Here is a 19,520-nt window from a genome sequence, read left to right as displayed (position 1 = left end):
GAAGGAGTCATTGTTTATGTCTGGAAGTTCACAGAAGTTCATTGCCAGAAACCGGGCGCCCCGCGTTCAGATCGAATATGATGTGGAGCTCTACGGCGCCGAGAAGAAGGTCCAGCTGCCCTTCGTGATGGGCGTCATGGCCGACCTGGCCGGCAAGTCCGAAGCGCCCCAGCCCGCCGTCGCGGACCGCAAGTTCCTCGAGATCGACGTCGACAATTTCGACGAACGCATGAAGTCGATGAAGCCGCGCGCCGCCTTCACCGTGCCCAACACGCTGACCGGCGAGGGCAACATGGCGGTCGATATCACCTTCGAGTCGATGGACGATTTCAGCCCCGCCGCGATCGCCCGCAAGGTCGAGCCGCTGAAGGAGCTCCTCGAGGCGCGGACGCAGCTGTCCAACCTGATGACCTACATGGATGGCAAATCGGGCGCCGAGGACCTGATCGGCAAGATCATCCAGGACCCCGCGCTGCTGAAGACCCTCGCGGCGCAGCCTGCCCCCAAAGCCGACACCCAAGAGCAGGAGTGAGACATGGCCGAGACTGAAACCGAAGCAGCAGCCGGCGCCGGTGCCACCGCATTCGGGTCCTCCGATTTCGAGAACCTGCTGAAGAAGGAATTCCGCCCGAAGTCCGACCAGGCCAAGACGGCGGTCGAACAGGCGGTCAAGACGCTGGCGGAACAGGCGCTGGCGAATACCGACCTGATCTCGGACGACGCGCTGCGCTCGATCGAGAGCATCGTGGCCGAGATCGACAAGAAGCTGACCGAGCAGGTGAACCTGATCCTGCACCACGCCGACTTCCAGCAGCTCGAAAGCGCGTGGCGCGGCCTGCATTACCTGGTGAACAACACCGAGACCGACGAGATGCTCAAGGTCCGGGTGATGAACATCTCGAAGAAGGACATGCACAAGACCCTGCGCAAGTTCAAGGGGACCGCGTGGGACCAGTCGCCGATCTTCAAGAAGGTCTACGAAGAGGAATTCGGCCAGTTCGGCGGCGAGCCCTACGGCGCGCTGGTGGCGGATTACCACTTCGACCATTCCCCGCCCGACGTCGAGCTTCTGGGCGAGATGTCCAAGATCGCCGCCGCGGCCCATGCGCCGCTGATCACCGGCGCCAGCCCGAACCTGTTCCAGATGGACAGCTGGTCCGAGCTCGCCAACCCGCGTGACCTGACCAAGATCTTCCAGACGCCGGAATACGCCGCCTGGCGGTCGCTGCGCGAGAGCGAGGATTCCAAGTACGTGGGCCTCGCCATGCCGCGGTTCCTGGGCCGGCTGCCCTATGGCTCCAAGACCGACCCGGTCGAGGCCTTCGCCTTCGAGGAAGACACCGACGGCGCCGACAGCGAGAAGTACAGCTGGGTGAACGCGGCCTACGGCATGGCGGTGAACATCAACCGGTCGTTCAAGGAATACGGCTGGTGCTCGCGGATCCGCGGGATCGAGAGCGGCGGCGCGGTGGCCAACCTGCCTTCGCACACCTTCCCGACCGACGACGGCGGCGTGGACCAGAAATGCCCGACCGAGATCGCCATCTCGGACCGTCGCGAGGCGGAGCTGGCCAAGAACGGGATGATGCCGCTGATCCACCGGAAGAACTCCGACATCGCGGCCTTCATCGGCGCCCAGTCGCTGCACAAGCCTGCCGAATATGACGATGAGGACGCGACCGCGAACGCCAACCTCGCGGCGCGGCTGCCCTATCTCTTCGCGACCTGCCGTTTCGCGCATTACCTGAAGTGCATCGTCCGCGACAAGGTGGGCTCCTACAAGAGCCGGGACGACATGGAACGCTGGCTGCAGGAGTGGATCAGCAATTACGTCGATCTGAACTCCGCCACCTCGCCCGAGGACGTCAAGGCGCGGCGCCCGCTGGCCGCGGCGCAGGTCGTCGTCGAGGAGGTCGAGGGCAACCCGGGGTATTACACGTCGAAATTCTATCTCCGGCCGCATTACCAGCTCGAGGGACTGTCCGTGTCCCTCCGCCTCGTTTCCAAGCTTCCGACCGAGAAGGGCGCCTGACCGCCCCGCTCACGCTTCAAAAAAGACCTGTTACATCGAAAGGGACTGACCAATGGCATTCGACGCATTCTGCTACTTCCTCGACAAGGACGTGAAGGGCGAAACCCAGGACAAGAAATACAAGGACAAGGGCGCCTTCGAGATCCTGAGCTTCGAAATCGGGGCCGAGAACAACATCAACATCGGCTCGATCTCGGCCGGGGGCGGCGCCGGCAAGGCGACGTTCAAGGAACTGACGATCACCAAGAAGACCGACACCGCCTCGTGCGAGATGTTCTCGCGCCTTTGCGACGGCACCCATTTCGACGACATGCACATCGTCCTGCGCCGGTCCGGCGGCGGCGGGAAATCCGGCGACGAGTTCCTGAAGTGGGAATTCAAGCTGGTCATGATCCAGGACATCAGCTGGTCCGGCTCGGACGGTGACGACATCTGCGAAGAGACCGTCGTGATCCAGTACGGCGCGATGAAGGTGACCTACACCGAACAGATGGCGGACGGCCGGCTGGGCTCGTCGAAGTCGGGCGAATGGAGCCGCGTGCTCAACGAGGCGAACCTGGCGGTCAAGTAGACCCCTCCGCCTTACCGGTTGCGCTGACGGCAGGCTCCCCTCGGGGCCTGTCGTTGCCTCATAGACGGGAGACGACCCTTGACTGCCGAAGACTTGCTGAAGGCCGGAGACCTGGACGGCGCCCTCGCCGCCCTGCAGGACGCGGTGCGAGCGGATGCCTCGAACGCGGCGCTGCGGATTTTCCTGTTCCAGCTGCTCTGCGTCCGCGGCGAATGGAAACGGGCGATCGCCCAGCTCAAGGTGTCGGCCGAGCTCGACAAGGCGGCCACGCCGATGGCCCAGACCTATCGCGAGGGGATCGTCTGCGAGGTCTACCGCGAGAAGGTCTTCGCGGGCGAGAAGGACCCGCTGATCTTCGGCGAACCGCAGGAATGGACCGCCCTGATGATCGAGGCGCTCAAGGCGCAGGCCGCCGGCCAGCCCGACCGTGCCGCCGAGATCCGCGACCGCGCCTTCGATGCCGCCCCGGCGGTCTCGGGTCAGGTCGACGGTCAGGCCTTCGCATGGATCGCCGACGCCGACATGCGGCTGGGGCCGCTGCTCGAGGTGATCGTGAACGGGCGCTATTTCTGGATGCCCTTCAGCGCCATAGCCGAGGCGAGCTTCGAGCCCCCCGCCGACCTGCGCGACGCCGTCTGGACGCCCGCCAGCATCCGGCTGGCCAACGGCGGCGACATCGTGGCGCTGATCCCGACCCGCTATCCGGGCACCGCCGAGACCGGCAGTGACGCCGAGAAGCTGGCGCGCGTCACCCGGTGGAACGACCTCGGTGCGGAGACCTACGCGGGCATCGGCCAGCGGCTCTGGACGACCGATCTGGGCGACCTGCCGCTGATGGACGTCCGGCTGCTGAAGATGGACACCGGGGGCGGCGATGTCTGACCGGACGATCACCGAACGGCTCCAGCCGTCGCTGCTCGACCGGCTCACGGACAGCGATCCGGGCGTGCCGGCCGAACGGCGCGACGACCGGGTCATCGACCTGCGCCGCCTGCGCGAGATCATCCAGCGCGACCTGTCCTGGCTGCTGAACACCTCCGACAACAGCTCGATGATCGACGCGGACCGCTATCCCCATGCCAGCCGCTCGGTCCTGAACTTCGGGATCCACGAGGTCGCGGGCGAATATTCCACCGCCGAACGCGCCGGCCTGATCCGCAAGTCCATCGCCGAGGCGATCCGCGTGTTCGAGCCGCGGATTCACCCCGGCTCGGTGAACGTGCTGCTGCGGAAGGGCGACAGCAACCGCGAGACGCTCGTCACCTTCGACATCCGCGCCGACATGTGGGCGCAGCCCATTCCGCTCGAGCTCTATCTGCGGTCGCAGGTGGACGTGACGACCGGAGAGATCGAACTGGAAAGGATCGCCTGAGCCCCCCATGGATACCCGGCTGCTGAAACATTACGAGGGCGAACTGGCCTTCATGCGCGACATGGGGGCGGAATTCGCGCAGGCCTATCCCAAGATCGCGGCGCGGCTCGGGATGGACGGGGTCGAGGTCGTCGATCCCTATGTCGAGCGCCTGCTCGAGGGGGTCGCCTTCCTGTCGGCGCGGGTGCAGCTCGAGCTCGAGCTGCAATATCCCAACCTGACGAGCCACCTGCTGGAAATCGTCTATCCGCATTACCTCGCGCCGACGCCCTCGATGATGGTGGCGGCCTTCGAACCCGACATGCAGAACGCCTCGCTCGCCGATGGCCACCTGATCCCGCGCGGATCCGAGCTGCGCAGCACGCTGGGCGACGACGACCACACCGCCTGCGTCTTCCGCACCGCCAGCGACGTGACGCTCTGGCCCGTGACCATCACCGAGGCGGAATACATCGACGGCCGCGGCGAACTGGTGGCCGCCGGGGTGTCGCGCGACACCGAGACTCGGGCGGCGGTCCGGCTGCGGCTGAGCCGCGCGCAGGGCCTGCCGATCGCGGAGCTGTCGCTGGACCGGCTGGCGCTCTTCCTGAACGGGCAGGAGGGCAAGAACTGGATGCTGCACGAACTGCTCTGCACGCAGGTCACGGGGGTCATCGGACGCTCGACCGACCGGCGGGCGGACTGGATCGCGGAGCTGCCAAACGGGCGCGTCGTGCCGCGCGGATTCGACCCTGACGAGGCGCTTCTGCCCACGCCCCGGCAGAGTTTCGACGGCTACCGGCTGTTGCAGGAGTACTTCGCCATGCCGGAGCGCTACCACTTCGTGGAGCTTCAGGGCCTGTCGATGGCGCTCGGCCGGTCCAAGGGCCACGATGTCGACATCTACATCCTTCTGCGCGACGGCGATCCGGGCGTCGCCTCGGGCGTGACGCCCGAAGCCTTCACCCTGCATGCCACCCCGGCGATCAACCTCTTCGAGAAGCGCTGCGACCGGGTGCATGTCTCGGCGAGCGACGTGGAACAGCACGTGGTCGCCGACCGCACCGCCCCGCTGGATTTCGAGATCCACTCGCTGCGCTCCGTCACCGGCATCAGCGCCCGCGGCGAGAAGGACACGGCATTCCGCCCGTTCTATTCCGCCGACGACCTGACCGCGGCCGGAGAGACCCACCCGGCCTATTACACCCAGTCGCGCAAGATGCGGCAGCGGGCCGAGCGCGAGCGGCTCAAGGGGGTGCGGACCTCCTACCTCGGGTCCGAGGTCTACCTGTCGCTGGTGGACGCCTCGCAGGCGCCCTACGACGCCGGGCTCGACCAGCTGGCCGTCACCGCCATGGTGACGAACCGCGATCTGCCGCTGCTGCTGCCGACCGGCGCGCGGGACCTCTTCTATCTGCCCGACGGCGGGCCCGTGGCCCATGTGACCACGCCCGTCAGCCCGACCCGGCCCCGGCCATCGCTGGCGCAGGGCGACACCGCGTGGCGGCTGATCAGCCACCTCAGCCTCAATTACCTGTCGATCGCGGACGGCCAGAGCCAGGACGGCGCCGCCGCGCTGCGCGAGCTGATCGGCATCTACGCGCCCGAAGGCGACCGGGTGCTCGAGAAGCAGCTCGAGGGGCTCACCGCCGTCTCATCCCGCCCCATCGTGCGGCGGATGGCCGACGGCGTGATGTCGACGGCGGTGCGCGGGCTCGAGGTCTCGCTGACCTTCGACGAAAGCTTTTTCGAGGGCACCAACGCCTACCTGATGGCGGCGGTGCTCGAACGGTTCATGCGCAAGTATGTCTCGATCAATTCCTTTACCGAAACGGTGTTCAGCACCCAGCAACGCGGAGAAATCACCCGATGGCGCCCGGAAAGCGGCATGGGGCGGATCATCTGACGCATCTCGAGCGCCTGAGCCGGACCCCGGAATCCTTTCACATCTTCCACGCTTTCCGCGTTCTGGAAAGCGCCTATGCCGACGCGCCGCGGATCGGCAACGCCCGGCGTCCGCGCGAGGACCGGATCCGCTTCGGCCAGGAGGCGGAGCTGTCCTTTCCGCCCTCGACGGTGCAGGGGTTCCTGCCGCCCGAGGGCAAGCGGCCGGGACGGCTGACCAACCGGTTCTTCGGTCTGTTCGGGCCGAACGGCCCGCTGCCGCTGCACCTGACCGAATACGCCCGCAACCGGCAGCGGCAGCATCGCGATCCGACCTTCGTGGCCTTCGCCAACATGCTCACGCACCGGATGATGACGCTGCTCTTCCGCGCGTGGCGGTCGGGCCAGCCCGCCGCCAGCTTCGACCGGGGCGACAATGACGCGTTCGAGCGCAAGGTGGCCGCGATCTCGGGTCTGCATGGCGAGGCGCTGCGCGGCAAGGATGCCTTCCCGGACCTCGCCAAGCGGCATTTCTCGGGCCTGCTCGCCCAGGGGCCGAAGAATGCCGAGGGGCTGGTGGCGATCCTGTCGGCGTTCTTCGGCGCCCGGGTCCAGCTGCAGGAATTCGTGGGATCCTGGCTGACGCTCGAGCCCGAGGACCGCTGGCAACTCGGCGCGCGGGCGGGGCTGGGGCAGACCACCTCGATCGGCGAAAGGGTCTGGAGCCGCGGCGCCAAGTTCCGGCTGCGCATCGGCCCGCTCTCGCTGCCGGAATATGAACGGCTCCTGCCCGGGGGGGCGTCGCTCGGACGTCTGCGCGCCATCGTGCGCAGCTACGCGGGCGATGCGCTCGACTGGGATGTGAACCTCGTGCTGCGGGCGGGCGAGACCCCCGCGCCGATCCTCGGGCAGGCCGTCCGGCTGGGTCAGACCAGCTGGATCGGCACGCGACACTCCGGCCGCGACGCGGACGATCTCTACCTCGAACCGGGCCTCCAGGCCGGGGCCGCAGGCGACAACAAAGGGACACGACATGACTGAAATCAGCCGCGTGGCATTGTTCGGCAAGCTGAACCCCCTTGGCTACAAGGCGATCGAGGGGGCGACGGTCTTCTGCAAGATGCGGGGCAACCCCTATGTCGAGATCGTCCACTGGATCCACCAGATCCTGAACAACCAGGACAGCGACCTGCACCGGATCATCGGCCATTTCGACCTCGACGCCGGACGCATCGCGACCGAGATCACCTCGGCCCTGGACGCCCTGCCGCGCGGCGCCTCCTCGGTCAGCGACCTGTCCTCGCATATCGAGGACGCGATGGAGCGGGCCTGGGTCTGGGGCTCCCTTCTCTATTCCTCGAACCAGGTCCGGACCGGGCACCTGCTGCTCGGGATGCTGGAGACGCCGAACCTGAAGAACATCCTGCAGGGCATCTCTCCGACGCTGGCTTCCATCCGGCCGGACGACCTGGCCGACGAGTTCCACGCCATCACCGACGGTTCGCCCGAGGACGCGATGCGGCCGCAGGACGGGTCGAACACCGGCGGCGGGGTCGAGCCGGGCGAAGCCTCGGGCGCGCGGGCGCCGAAGGGAACCGGCAAGGAAGAGGCGCTGCAGCAATTCTGCACCGACCTGACCGAGCAGGCGCGCAACGGCGAGATCGACCCTATCGTGGGCCGGGACGAGGAAATCCGCCAGATCGTCGACGTGCTGATGCGGCGGCGTCAGAACAACCCGATCCTCACCGGCGAGGCCGGCGTGGGCAAGACCGCCGTGGTCGAGGGCTTCGCGCTCAGGATCGCGCGGGGCGACGTGCCCCCGGCGCTGAAGGACGTGCGGCTGCTGGTGCTCGACGTGGGGCTGCTGCAGGCGGGCGCCTCGATGAAGGGCGAGTTCGAGAACCGGCTGCGGCAGGTGATCGACGAGGTGCAGGGCTCCACCACGCCGATCGTGATGTTCGTGGACGAGACCCACACGCTGGTCGGTGCGGGCGGCGCGGCCGGGACCGGTGACGCGGCGAACCTGCTGAAACCGGCGCTGGCGCGCGGCACGCTCCGCACCATCGGCGCGACGACCTGGGCCGAGTACAAGAAGTACATCGAGAAGGACCCGGCGCTGACCCGCCGCTTCCAGGTGGTCCATGTCGAGGAGCCGGACATCCCGAAGGCGGTCCTGATGATGCGGGGCATCGCCTCGATGCTGGAAAAGCACCACAAGGTGCAGATCCTCGACGAGGGGATCGAGGCCGCCGTCACGCTGTCGGCCCGCTACATCCCGGCGCGGCAATTGCCGGACAAGTCGGTCTCGCTGCTCGACACCGCCTGCGCGCGGGTCGCGGTCAGCCAGCACGCCGTGCCGGCCGAGGTCGACGACAGCCAGCGCCGGATCGAGGCGCTGGCGACCGAGCTCGAGATCATCGGCCGTGACGAATCGGCGGGTTTCGACGTGGCGGAGCGCCGGGCGACGGTGACCCAGGCGAAGACGGCCGAGGAAGCACGGCTGGAGGAGCTGACCGCCCGCTGGGACACCGAGAAGGCGCTGGTTTCCGAGATCATCGAGCTGCGCGCCAGGCTGCGCGAGGGGGCCCAGCCGGTCGAGGCCGCCCCGGCCGAGGGCGATCCGGCCGATCCGCTCGCCGCGCCCGACCGCGCCGAGCTGATGGCGCAGCTCAGGGCGAAGAATGCCGAGCTGGTCGCGGCGCAGGGCGACAGCCCGCTGATCATGCCGATCGTCGATCACCAGGCGGTGGCGAGCGTCGTCGGCGACTGGACCGGCATCCCCGTGGGCCGGATGGTGAAGGACGAGATCGAGACGGTCCTGAACCTCGAGACCCTGCTGGCGAAGCGGGTGATCGGGCAGGACCACGCGATGAAGGCCATCGCGAAACGCATCCAGACCTCGCGCGCGGGGCTCGACAACCCCTCGAAACCCATCGGGGTCTTCCTGCTGGCCGGCACCTCGGGCGTCGGCAAGACCGAGACCGCGCTGGCGCTGGCCGAGGTGCTCTATGGCGGCGAACAGAACCTCATCACCATCAACATGAGCGAATACCAGGAGGCGCATACCGTCAGCTCGCTCAAGGGGGCCCCTCCGGGCTATGTCGGCTATGGCGAGGGCGGGGTGCTGACCGAGGCGGTGCGGCGCAAGCCCTATTCCGTCGTGCTGCTCGACGAGGTCGAGAAGGCGCATCCGGACGTGCACGAGATCTTCTTCCAGGTCTTCGACAAGGGGGTCATGGAGGACGGCGAGGGCCGCAGCATCGACTTCAAGAACACGCTGATCCTGCTGACCTCGAACGCGGGCACGGACCTGATCATGGACCTCTGCTCGGACCCGGATCTGATGCCGGACCCCGAGGGCATGGCAAAGGCGCTGCGTGAGCCGCTCCTGCAGGTCTTCCCGCCCGCGCTGCTCGGGCGGCTGGTGGCGATCCCCTATTACCCGCTGAGCCCGGACATGATCGGCAAGATCACCGAGCTTCAGCTGAACCGGATCAAGAAACGGGTGGAAGAGGCGCATGGCGTGCCCTTCGCCTATTCCGACGCGGTGGTGCAGGAAATCGTCGACCGCTGCCAGGAACTTGAGAGCGGCGGGCGGATGATCGACGCCATCGTCACCAACACCATGCTGCCCGACATCTCGGCCGAGTTCCTGCGCCGGATGATGGAGGGCAGCGCCGTGACAAAAGTCGCCCTGGACGTCGAGGACGGCGAATTCACCTACGCGTTCGAATGAGCGCCCTGCCGAGAGGAGGACCTTGAAGATGGCCAAGACGAATACCGAACAGCACAAGTTCTACGTCGTGGACCTTGTCCGCAGGAAGCCCAAGGCGCAGTTCCTCGAGATTCCCAAGTACCGGGTGGACGTCACGATCGAGGTGACGACCAAGGGCACGTTCAAGGCGCCCCCGATCCCCGAGTCGCTGTTCAAGCGGCTCGAGACGGCCGCGCGGGACGAGCTGGAGGCCTACGAGAAGATCATCGCCTCCGAAGCCGAGCGGCTGGACAGGAAGATCGCCGACCTGATGGCGCAGCCGACGCCGGCGAACCTGAAGGCGGCCGAGAGCCTCACCCAGGGGGTCAACCAGTCGATCAAGAACGCGCTCGCCTCGGCCGAGGGGGCGGCCCAGAAGGCCGTCGAAGCGCGGCTGAAGAAAGAGGCGCAGGGCGACAAGAACCTGAAGGAGGCGCGCGTCCGCACCGGGGTCAAATGGACGCTCGGCGTGATCTCGGTCGCCGGCAACGTGGCCAAGCTGGTCGCAACGGCGGGGGCCGACGTCACCTCCTACGTCGCCATCGCCAAGACGCTCTACGACCTCGGCTCGGACCTCGCGCAGCAGCTGAAGACCGAGGAGAAGCTGCGCAAGGATCTGAACGCCGCGATCCAGAGCTTCATCACCCTGCGCGGCACCGCCATCCAGCAGGCCGCCGCACGGCAGAACATCACCGACCTGTCCGGCATCGACGTGAAGAAGCCGAAGGAGGCGCTGGCCGGCATCCTGAACAAGATCAAGACCGCCGGCGAAGAGGTCACCAAGGGCAAGGACAAGAAGGCCATGGCCCGGGACGTGCTGGATTTCGCGGTGAAGAAGATAAAGTCCGGCCTCAAGGACGCCGAGGAGGCGCGGAAGAAGTATCGTGAGCACACCACCAGGACGCGGCACAGGACCGACGCCATCTCGGTGCAGGCGGGCAAGCTCCAGGCCGCGATGAAATCGGCCAGGACCCTGAAGGAAGGCGTCAGGGTCGGCGCCGAGTGCATGGCGGTCAAGCGCACGGTGTCGGAGATGGCCGCCAAGCTCGACACGCGCGAGAAATACCTGGACGAGATGCAGGACCTGATGAAGGCCAACGGGCTCGAGATCGACGACCGCACCACGATCCAGAAGATCCAGGCGCTGGACAAGACCACGATCCTGACCAACGCCAAGGATCTCGGCTCGGCGCTCAAGACGATCAAGGGCACGCTGGATGAGATCGCCAAGGTGGCGGCCTGATCGACCCATCAGTGCCGGGCCCGCCAGGCCCGGTCCGCAGCCAGAGGGAGGACGCCATGGCTGAAGTCGGAAAGAAGAAGATCACCGTGGACACGAAGATCAACCTCTACGGCGAGGCGAAGGGCAAGGAGCCGCCCGCGTGGTTCGCGGCCAGCCCCGCGCTGCAGAAGCTCGACCAGACGATCGACGTGAAGCGCACGCTCGAGCTGGATCCGCGCAAGTGGAACCGCAAGACGCTGGAGGACGGGGCCTATGCCGTCGCCCGTTACGAGCTTGCGCTCTTCGCGACCGCGATGGCGGGGTTCGAGAAGAAGATCGTGAAGGCCCTGCCGAAGGACCAGAAGCGCGCGAAGCTCGACAAGAACGCCAAGTCGATCTCGGACGATTTCAAGTCGGAGTTCGAGAAGGTCGAGGGCGACGTCGTCAAGCTGCACAAGAAGATCACCAAGGCGATCGAGGCCAAGGTCTCGACCGCGCTGGACGAGGTCGAGGCGGACAAGGGCGACAACAAGAAGGCGCTGGCCGCCGGCAAGGAGGCGCTGAAGAAGTTCGCGCAGGTCGACGACCGGATGTTCTCGAACCTCACCGAGGATGTTGCGGACACGCTGAAGGCGCTGGCGCGCGATCTGAAGGGCGCCGACGAGAAAGAGGCGGCCGCGGCCTACAAGGACGCCAAATCGAGCATGGCCGTCTGCCAGAAAGCCTTCGCGAGCAGCGCGAAAGAGGTTCAGAACGTCGCCAAGTACCTGCTCTTCAAGGGCGACAAGATGGCGAGGGACAAGAACGCCGCCCCCGCCCTGCAGGAGATCGGCAAGAAGCTGTCGGCCAACGGCCCGATGAAATCCGCGCTGAACAGGATCTCGGCCGCGGTCGACGATTTCGGCAAGTCGCTGGACGACGTGGACCGCCTGGTGTCGGACGGCAAGGCCTCGGAGGCCGAGGTGAAGACCGCCGCCCAGCAGTTCGAGAAGGACCACAAGGACAAGGACAAGACCCTCGCCGAGGCCGCCCGGCACATGGACGCGATCGGCAAGGCATTCAACAAGACCTCTCAGCAGGTGAAGGCCTGAGACATGGTGAGCGTGGATCGTAACGGGAATGCACAGGCCGACGCGCGGGCGACCCCGCCGGCCGAGCGGGGCGACAGCCGCACCCTGCGCGGCCGGATTCGCGCCTGGCTCGAGCTGAGCGTCGTTCGGAACACGATCCTCGGCATCATCATCTTCAACGCCGTCACACTCGGGCTGAGCACCTCGGACACCATCCAGGCCGAGATCGGCGGCTTCCTCCGCATCGTCGACAGGGTGGTGCTGACGATCTTCGTGTTCGAGATCGCGCTGAAGTTCTTCGCCTTCGGCCTCGTCGGCTTCTTCCGCAACCCCTGGAACATCTTCGATCTCTGCATCGTCGGCATCAGCCTGTTCCCGGCCTCGGGCTCGCTCTCCGCGCTGCGCGGGCTGCGGGTGATCCGGGCGCTGCGGCTGCTGTCGGTGGTGCCGCAGATGCGTGCCGTGGTGCAGGCGCTGCTCGACGCGCTGCCCGGCATGGGCGCGGTGATCCTGATGCTCTCGATCGTCTATTACGTCTTCGCCGTGATGGCGACGCTGATGTACGGCGACACCTTCGACGCATGGTTCGGCACCCTCGGGCGCTCGATGTATTCGCTGTTCCAGATCATGACGCTGGAAAGCTGGTCGATGGGCATCGTCCGCCCGGTGATGGAGGTCTACCCGATGGCCTGGGCCTTCTTCGTGCCCTTCATCGTGATCACCGCCTTCTCGGTCCTGAACCTGTTCATCGGCCTTCTCGTCAACACCATGCAGTCCGCGGTGGAGGACGACACCGAGGCCGAGTTCGAGAAGCTCCAGCTTCTGGTGCGCTCCGAGACCGATCAGGTCGATTCCCACGTGCTCGACCTCAGGGAAGAAATCCGCGCCCTCCGCGAGGAGCTGCGCGCCAACCGGGCGGGGCCGACATGAGCGACAGCCAGAAATTCGTCTCGCGCAACCGCGCCCCCCGGGTCCAGATCGAATACGACGTGGAGCTCTACGGGGCCGAGAAGAAGGTGCAGCTGCCCTTCGTCATGGGCGTCATGGCCGACCTCTCGGGCAAGGCCGAGGTGCCCGCGGTCGGCGACCGCCAGTTCCTTGCGATCGACGCCGACACTTTCGACGACCGGATGAAGGCGATGGCGCCGCGCGCGCAGTTCTCGGTGCCCAACACCCTGACCGGGGAGGGCTCGCTCGAGGTCGATCTGACCTTCGAGAAGATGGCGGATTTCAGCCCCGAGGCGATCGCCCGGAAGATCGGCGCGCTCGCCCCGCTGCTGGAAGCGCGGCGGCAGCTCACCGACCTGCTGGCCTACATGGACGGCAAGGCGGGCGCGGAAACCCTGATCGAGACGCTGCTCGCCTCGCCCGAGATCCTGCGCGCGCTCGGCGGCCCGGAGGGCGCCTCCCCCGACACGGAGGCCGCGCTTGCCGGCCTGCGCGACCGCCTGCCAGACACGCCCGCCGCGGACGAGACCGACGCCACCCTCTCCGCCCTTGCCGCCACGGTGCCCGCCGGCGCGACGCCCGGCCCGGGGGTGGAGGACATCCTCTCCGGCATCGCCCCCGCCGAAGAGCGCGCCCCCGACGACAGCGCCGAGACCGCCCTGAACGCCCTGCGCGCCGCCCGCCCCGAGGAGACCCCGGCGCCCGACGACACCGGCGCCGCACTCTCCGCGCTCCGCGCCGCCGCGCCCGGCGAGCCGGACGCGGAGGACGGCTCGGCCGGGACACTGGACGCCCTGCGCGCCACGCAGCCGGACAGGCCCGAGGCGGCGGACGACACGGCGGAGGTGCTCTCGGGCCTCGAACGGGTGACGGAGGAGGCGCCGGGGGACGAAAGCGACGACGTGCTCTCCGGCATCGCGCGGGTGAGCGACGACCCGGTGGAAGATGGCACGGCAGACATACTCTCCGGGATCGAGCGGGTGTCCGACGAACCGCCGGGGGTGGATACGGCGGAGGTGCTCTCGGGCATCGCGCGGGTGAGCGACGATACCTCGGCGGAGGACGGTGCGGCCACCTTGTCCGACCTCTCCTCTCGCATGGTGCCGCCGGAGGACGCCGGTCCCGACGTGTCCGGGATCCTCGGCAGCATCGCGCCGGCGCCGGAGGCAAGGGAGGACGCGCCCGGTGACGCGCTGGATGGCTTGCGCCGGACGACCGCCGAAGCGCCCGAGGAGACAGACGACACGGCGGATGTGCTCTCCGGCATCGAGCGGATGGCGGAGGTGGCCCAGGAGGACGACAGCTCCGCCACCCTGTCCGACCTCGCCGCCCGCCCGGCGGCGACGGAGGAGGCCGGTCCCGACATGGCCGGGATCCTCGACAGGATCGAGGCAACGCCGGAGGCGGAGGAGGACGACCTCGACGCGCTGCTCTCCGATCTGGAAAGCGGCACGGGCGCCGAGGCTGGCGGCGAGACCGAAGGTTTCGACGCAGACCCCTCCGATCCGGGCGACGGCGAGGACGATGCGGAACACGCGGCTGGTGAAACGGACGCCGCCGCGGATGATCTCGACGCACTCCTGTCCGACCTCGACGGCGGCTCGGCGGAGGGTGCGGCGCTGTCCGGGGGCGGCGCGGGAGAGGCGGACGCGGAGGCGCTGAACGCGCTCCTCTCCGGTCTGGACGACGACGCGGATCAGGCGGAGAACGCTGCGCCCGAGCCCGCGGCGGGTGAGGACGATCTTGATGCCCTGCTCTCGGATCCGGAGGGCGACGCGGCGGAGACCAACGCTGCCGCGCCCGAGGCGGAGGGAGACGACCTCGACGCGCTTCTGTCGGACCTCGAGGGCGCGGACGACGGGGAGCCTTCCGGGGGTGACGCGGGCGGACTGGACGATCTGGATGCCCTCCTGTCCGATCTGGGCGACGTTGAGGCGGAGAGCTCTGCACCCGGACCAGAAGGGGATGAGGGCGATCTCGATGCGCTGCTCTCCGATCTGGAGGGTGACGCGGATGAAGATGCCTCGGACGCGGACGCTGCCGAACCGGAGGCGGAAGGCGACCTCGACGCGCTCCTGTCGGACCTCGAGGGCGCGAACGCCGGGGCGGCTTCCGGGGGTGACGCGGGAGCGGCTGACGCGGACGCGGGCGGTCCCGACGCACTCCTGTCCGACCTTGGGGGCGATGCGGAGGACATCTCGGCGGAGGCCGGGACCGAGACCGCAGCGGTTGACGAGGACGGGGTCGGTGACCTCGACGCCATGCTCGCCGAGCTGGGCGGCGCGGAGGAGGCCGAGCCGGAGGCGGGCGAGGACGATCTCGACGCGCTTCTGTCGGATCTTGGCGGTGGCGCGGACGAGGGCGCCGCGCCTGCGCCGGGAGCGCCCGGGGCGACGGGTGACGGGCTCGACGACTTGGACGCATTGCTTGCCGATCTCGACGACGACAAGGGCACGGCGCCCGCGGCGGAAGACGGGCTCGGCGCGATGCCGGCGGAGGTCGGGTCAGGCGACGGCGAAGCGGTGCCCGCAAATCCGGCACCGGTGCAATCGCCCTTCGGCACCATATCGGCCGCGCGGCCGGACCGGGCGGGCCTCGACCGGCGGCGGTTCCGGATGGCGGTCTTCGGCGATTTCACCGGGCGTGCGGGGCGGGGGCTCTGCGCGATCGGGGACGACCTCGCGGCGCGGCGGGCGATCCCGCTCGACGTGGACACGATCGACGAGGTGATCGAGGGGTTCTCCACGACGCTCACCCTGCCGATCGGGAAGGATGGCGCGGGGATCGACGTCAGGCTGGCCGAGCTGGACGATCTGCACCCGGACGAGCTTTACGACAAGGTTGCGATCTTCGACGCGCTCTCGGGCCTGCGCCAGCAGCTCGGCACCGGGTCGATGGCCGCGAAGGCCGCCGAGCGGCTTGCCGCCTGGGGTGCGGCGCATGACACGCCGGTGCGGCTGCCGAAGCGCTCGGCCAGCACCTCGGTCCCGGCGGGGATGCGGCTGAGCGATTTCCAGCGGCTGATCGGCGACACCACCCCGAGGGACGAGGCGCAGGGCCCGGCCGATGCGCTGATCGCGCGGATCGTCGGGCCGCATGTCGTCAAGGCGCCCGATGCCGGGGTCCCGGCGATGCAGGGGGCGGTGGACGAGGCGCTGAGTTCGGCGATGCGGCTGGTCCTGCATCACCCCGATTTCCAGGCAGTCGAGGCGCTCTGGCGGTCGCTCGACATGCTGGCGCGGCGGATCGAGACCGACAGCGATCTCGAGATCGTGCTCTACGACGTCTCCGCGGCCGAGATCGCCGCCGACCTCGCGGCGCAGGAGGATCTCTCGGACAGCGGGCTCTTCCGGCTGCTGACGGGCGTGATCGACCCCGAGACCGGGGCGGGCGGGTTCTCGGCCCTGTTCGGGCTCTACACCTTCGAGGAGACCCCGCCCCATGCCGAGCTTCTGGCCCGGCTGGCGCAGGTGGCGGCCCATGTCGACGCGCCCTTCTTCACCGCGCTGACGCCCGCCTACCTCGAGACCGCGAAGGAGGACCGGCACCCGCTGGTGGCGCAGGCCTGGGACGCGCTCCGCGCCATGCCCGAGGCGAATTACATCGGCATCGCCTCGCCGCGATTCCTCCTGCGGCTGCCATATGGCCGGAAATCCGACCCCTGCAGCGCCTTCGACTTCGAGGAATTCACCCCGCGCGAGGGGCTTTCGGGTATGCTCTGGGGGAATCCCGTGGTGCTGGTGGCGATCCTGCTTGCCGCGGCGCACAAGAAGGACGGCCGCGCGATGGAGCCCGGCAGCGTGATGTCGCTGGGCGACATGCCGTTCCACTACGTCACCGACCGGCACGGCGATCAGGTCGCGCTGCCCTGTACCGAGCGGAACCTGACCAGCGACCCGGTGCAGCAGAGCCTCGGCCGCGGTATCATGCCGGTGGTGTCGCTCAAGGGCCGCAACGAGGTGCGTCTGGCCTCGTTCCGCGCGCTTGGCGGCGAGACGATCGCCGGGCCCTGGTCGGGCGAGGCGCCGCCGCCGCGGCCGGCCCCCGAACCGCAGGCGGAGGTGCAGCTCGATGTCGCCGCGCCGCCCGCGGAGGACACCGCCGCACAGGACGCCGATCTCGACGACATCCTGGCGGCGTTCGACGACGACACGACCGACGATGCCGGCCCCGAGGACGAGATGGACCCGGAGCTGGCCGCATTGCTGGAGGACCTCTGATGACGACCGAAACCGACGCCGGCCCCGACGAGACCTTCGCGATCACGCTGATCGGGCTGGAGGACGGCAAGCACTACTTCGTCTACCGGGGCGAGGAATACCTGAACCAGCTGATGCTGACCGACGGGGTCTACCCGACACCCGTTCAATGCCTGCATTTCCACAGCCAGTTCGACGCGCGGATGAGCCTCGGCCAGTCCGTCAACGTCTCGAGGTTCTGGAGCCTTCACCCCGATATCGTGGCCCGCCTGCGCGACACGGGCACACTCGTGGAAACCGGCGCCTGACCGGCGCGCCACGGTAAAGGAACATCGCATGCCCGAAGAGAACCTCGCCTTCAAGAACCGCTCGGTCCGGATGAAATCCGTCCTGCCGGAGAGCGTCGTCTCGCTCAAGAACGCCCGCGTCGAGGAGGGGCTGAGCCGCCTGACCGAGACCCGGATCGAGTTCCTGTCCTCGGACATGCAGCTTGACCTGCAGAAGGTCCTCGGCACCCGGATCACGCTGGAGGTGGACGGCGAGGACGAGGCGCAGGGCTTCTCGGGCCTCTGCATCTCGGCGGAATATGTCGGGCTCTACCAGGGGATGCTGCATATCGTCGCCGAGGTCCGGCCGTGGCTCTGGATGCTGACCCGGACCCGGAACAGCCGCATCTACCAGGAGAAGACCGCGCACGAGATCATCAAGAGCGTGCTGAGCGATCACGGCTTCTCGGCGGATCTGAGCGACAAGGTGCAGGGCAGCTACCTGACGCGGACCTATTGCGTGCAATACCGCGAGACCGATTTCGACTTCATCAGCCGCCTGATGGAGGAGGAGGGGATCTACTATTACTTCCAGCAGGTCGGCGACAAGGAGAAGCTGGTCCTCTGCGATGACGTCTCGGCCCATACGCCGGTTCCCGGGAACGCCGAGATCGAGTTCCACTTCGCCGAGCCCGAGTATCGCCGGCGCAAGGACCACATCTTCGAATGGACCGAGGCGACGCATCTCACCTCGGGCAAGGTGACGCTGGACGATTACTTCTTCGAGACGCCCCGATCCGAGCTCAAGACGACGCGGGCGATCCCGAAGGGCCAGCATTCCTACAAGGATTTCGAGGTCTATGACCATCCCGGCCGCTACACGACCTCGGCCCACGGCAACGCGCGCTCGCGGGTGCGGATGCAGGCCGAGGCGGTGCGCCACCTCAAGTCCCACGGGATCGGCAACGTCCGGGGCCTGCGCGTCGGACGCACCTTCCGGCTGAAGGGCCACGACCGGGTGGGCAAGGTCGCGCCGAACGACTTCCTGATCCTGAACGCCGTGCACCTGCTGCAGATCGAGAGCGACTACGAGGATCGCGAGACGACGACCTCTCCGTTCCGCGGCGGCGCCAAGACCAATGCCGGTGCCTTCGGGCCCGACAACCGCGACACCTATCGCTGCGTCTTCGAGGTGATGCCCAAGAAGGAGCCGTTCCGCGCCCTGCAGACCACCCCCTGGCCCGAGATACCGGGGCTGCAGACCGCCATGGTTACCGGCCCCTCGGGCGAGGAGATCCACACCGACGAATACGGCCGCATCAAGGTGCAGTTCCACTGGGACCGGCAGGGCAACATGGACGAGAAGACCTCGTGCTGGGTGCGCTGCGTGATGCCCTGGACCGGGAAGAACTGGGGCATGATCCACATTCCCCGCATCGGGCAGGAGGTCGCGATCCAGTTCGAGGAGGGCGATCCCGACCGCCCGATCTGCACCGGCATGCTCTACAACGGCGACACCAGGCCGCCCTATCCGCTGCCCGCCAACATGACCCAGAGCGGGATCGTCACCCGCTCGAGCAAGGGGGGCTCGGCCTCGACCTTCAACGAGCTGATCTTCGAGGACAAGAAGGACGCCGAATTCGTCCGGATGCAGTCCGAGAAGGATTACAAGCAGACGATCAAGAACAATGCCGAGATCACCATCGGTCTCGAGAAGAAGGACAAGGGCGACCTGACCCAGACGATCCACCGGCACAAGACCGAGACGCTGAACACCGGGGACCACATCTTCACGGTGAAGGCGGGCAACCAGAAGGTGTCGATCAAGAAGGACCACACCGAGACGATCGAGGGCAAGGCGACCCAGACGATCACCGGCAACACCACGCAGACGATCAAGCAGGGCAATTACCGGCAGACGATCAAGATGGGCAACGTGACCCGCAGCGTCGACATGGGCAACGAGAAGCACACGGTGAAGCTGGGGAACTACGACCTCAAGACCTCGGTCGGGGCGACGACGATCGAGGCGCTGCAGAAGATCGAGCTGAAATGCGGGATGAGCAAGATCACCATGACGCCCACGCAGATCACCATCGAGTCGCTGATGGTGGACGTGAAGGCCACCACCAACATGAACGTGAAGGGCCTGCTGACCACCGTGAGCGCGGATGCCATCATGACCGTCAAGGGCGCCTTGACGATGATCAACTGAGGCCGAGG

Annotated in this window: 14 protein-coding genes; all 14 read left to right on the top strand. The window is 67.5% G+C overall.

Going from position 1 to position 19,520, the window contains the following annotated elements:
- The first annotated feature begins 16 nt into the window (after positions 1 to 16).
- The 14 genes from tssB (Q344_RS0112065) (at position 17) to Q344_RS0112000 (ending at position 19,512) form a co-directional block, all read left to right on the top strand.
- The gene (tssB, locus tag Q344_RS0112065) at positions 17 to 532 is read left to right on the top strand and encodes a type VI secretion system contractile sheath small subunit (RefSeq protein ID WP_028286934.1); all 516 of its coding nucleotides are present in this window, start codon (positions 17 to 19) and stop codon (positions 530 to 532) included.
- A gap of 3 nt (positions 533 to 535) precedes the next feature.
- Positions 536 to 2,032, top strand: coding sequence for a type VI secretion system contractile sheath large subunit (gene tssC / locus Q344_RS0112060; RefSeq protein ID WP_028286933.1), 1,497 nt, complete (start codon positions 536 to 538; stop codon positions 2,030 to 2,032).
- 52 nt (positions 2,033 to 2,084) lie between these two features.
- Entirely contained in the window at positions 2,085 to 2,603 is a 519-nt protein-coding gene (locus tag Q344_RS0112055; protein WP_028286932.1) for an Hcp family type VI secretion system effector, read from the top strand.
- A gap of 78 nt (positions 2,604 to 2,681) precedes the next feature.
- Positions 2,682 to 3,485, top strand: coding sequence for a type VI secretion system accessory protein TagJ (locus tag Q344_RS0112050; RefSeq protein WP_028286931.1), 804 nt, complete (start codon positions 2,682 to 2,684; stop codon positions 3,483 to 3,485).
- Entirely contained in the window at positions 3,478 to 3,975 is a 498-nt protein-coding gene (gene tssE / locus Q344_RS0112045) for a type VI secretion system baseplate subunit TssE (RefSeq protein WP_028286930.1), read from the top strand. The genes Q344_RS0112050 and tssE overlap by 8 nt, the downstream gene beginning before the upstream one ends.
- A 7-nt stretch (positions 3,976 to 3,982) precedes the next feature.
- On the top strand, positions 3,983 to 5,860 hold the full coding sequence (tssF, locus tag Q344_RS0112040; RefSeq protein ID WP_028286929.1) for a type VI secretion system baseplate subunit TssF: 1,878 nt from the start codon (positions 3,983 to 3,985) through the stop codon (positions 5,858 to 5,860).
- Entirely contained in the window at positions 5,824 to 6,879 is a 1,056-nt protein-coding gene (gene tssG, locus Q344_RS0112035; protein ID WP_028286928.1) for a type VI secretion system baseplate subunit TssG, read from the top strand. The genes tssF and tssG overlap by 37 nt, the downstream gene beginning before the upstream one ends.
- Positions 6,872 to 9,574, top strand: coding sequence for a type VI secretion system ATPase TssH (gene tssH / locus Q344_RS0112030; protein WP_028286927.1), 2,703 nt, complete (start codon positions 6,872 to 6,874; stop codon positions 9,572 to 9,574). The genes tssG and tssH overlap by 8 nt, the downstream gene beginning before the upstream one ends.
- A 28-nt stretch (positions 9,575 to 9,602) precedes the next feature.
- The gene (locus Q344_RS0112025; RefSeq protein ID WP_028286926.1) at positions 9,603 to 10,835 is read left to right on the top strand and encodes a hypothetical protein; all 1,233 of its coding nucleotides are present in this window, start codon (positions 9,603 to 9,605) and stop codon (positions 10,833 to 10,835) included.
- Positions 10,836 to 10,891: 56 nt separating this feature from the next.
- A complete protein-coding gene (locus Q344_RS0112020; protein WP_028286925.1) occupies positions 10,892 to 11,905 on the top strand; it encodes a hypothetical protein in 1,014 nt (337 codons plus the stop codon).
- A gap of 84 nt (positions 11,906 to 11,989) precedes the next feature.
- Entirely contained in the window at positions 11,990 to 12,814 is an 825-nt protein-coding gene (locus Q344_RS23845; protein ID WP_036539549.1) for an ion transporter, read from the top strand.
- On the top strand, positions 12,811 to 17,052 hold the full coding sequence (gene tssB, locus Q344_RS26755) for a type VI secretion system contractile sheath small subunit (RefSeq protein ID WP_028286924.1): 4,242 nt from the start codon (positions 12,811 to 12,813) through the stop codon (positions 17,050 to 17,052). The genes Q344_RS23845 and tssB (Q344_RS26755) overlap by 4 nt, the downstream gene beginning before the upstream one ends.
- Complete coding sequence (locus Q344_RS0112005; protein ID WP_028286923.1) at positions 17,052 to 17,339, top strand: hypothetical protein; 288 nt, start codon at positions 17,052 to 17,054, stop codon at positions 17,337 to 17,339. Before tssB (Q344_RS26755) ends, Q344_RS0112005 begins: the two co-directional genes overlap by 1 nt.
- Before the next feature lie 28 nt (positions 17,340 to 17,367).
- Positions 17,368 to 19,512, top strand: coding sequence for a type VI secretion system Vgr family protein (locus Q344_RS0112000; RefSeq protein WP_028286922.1), 2,145 nt, complete (start codon positions 17,368 to 17,370; stop codon positions 19,510 to 19,512).
- Positions 19,513 to 19,520 lie beyond the last annotated feature (8 nt).

The organism is Pseudooceanicola nanhaiensis DSM 18065, assembly GCF_000688295.1.
Lineage (GTDB): Bacteria > Pseudomonadota > Alphaproteobacteria > Rhodobacterales > Rhodobacteraceae > Pseudooceanicola > Pseudooceanicola nanhaiensis.
Note: the sequence above shows the minus strand (reverse complement) of the source record. Positions and strands in the feature narration are given on the sequence as shown.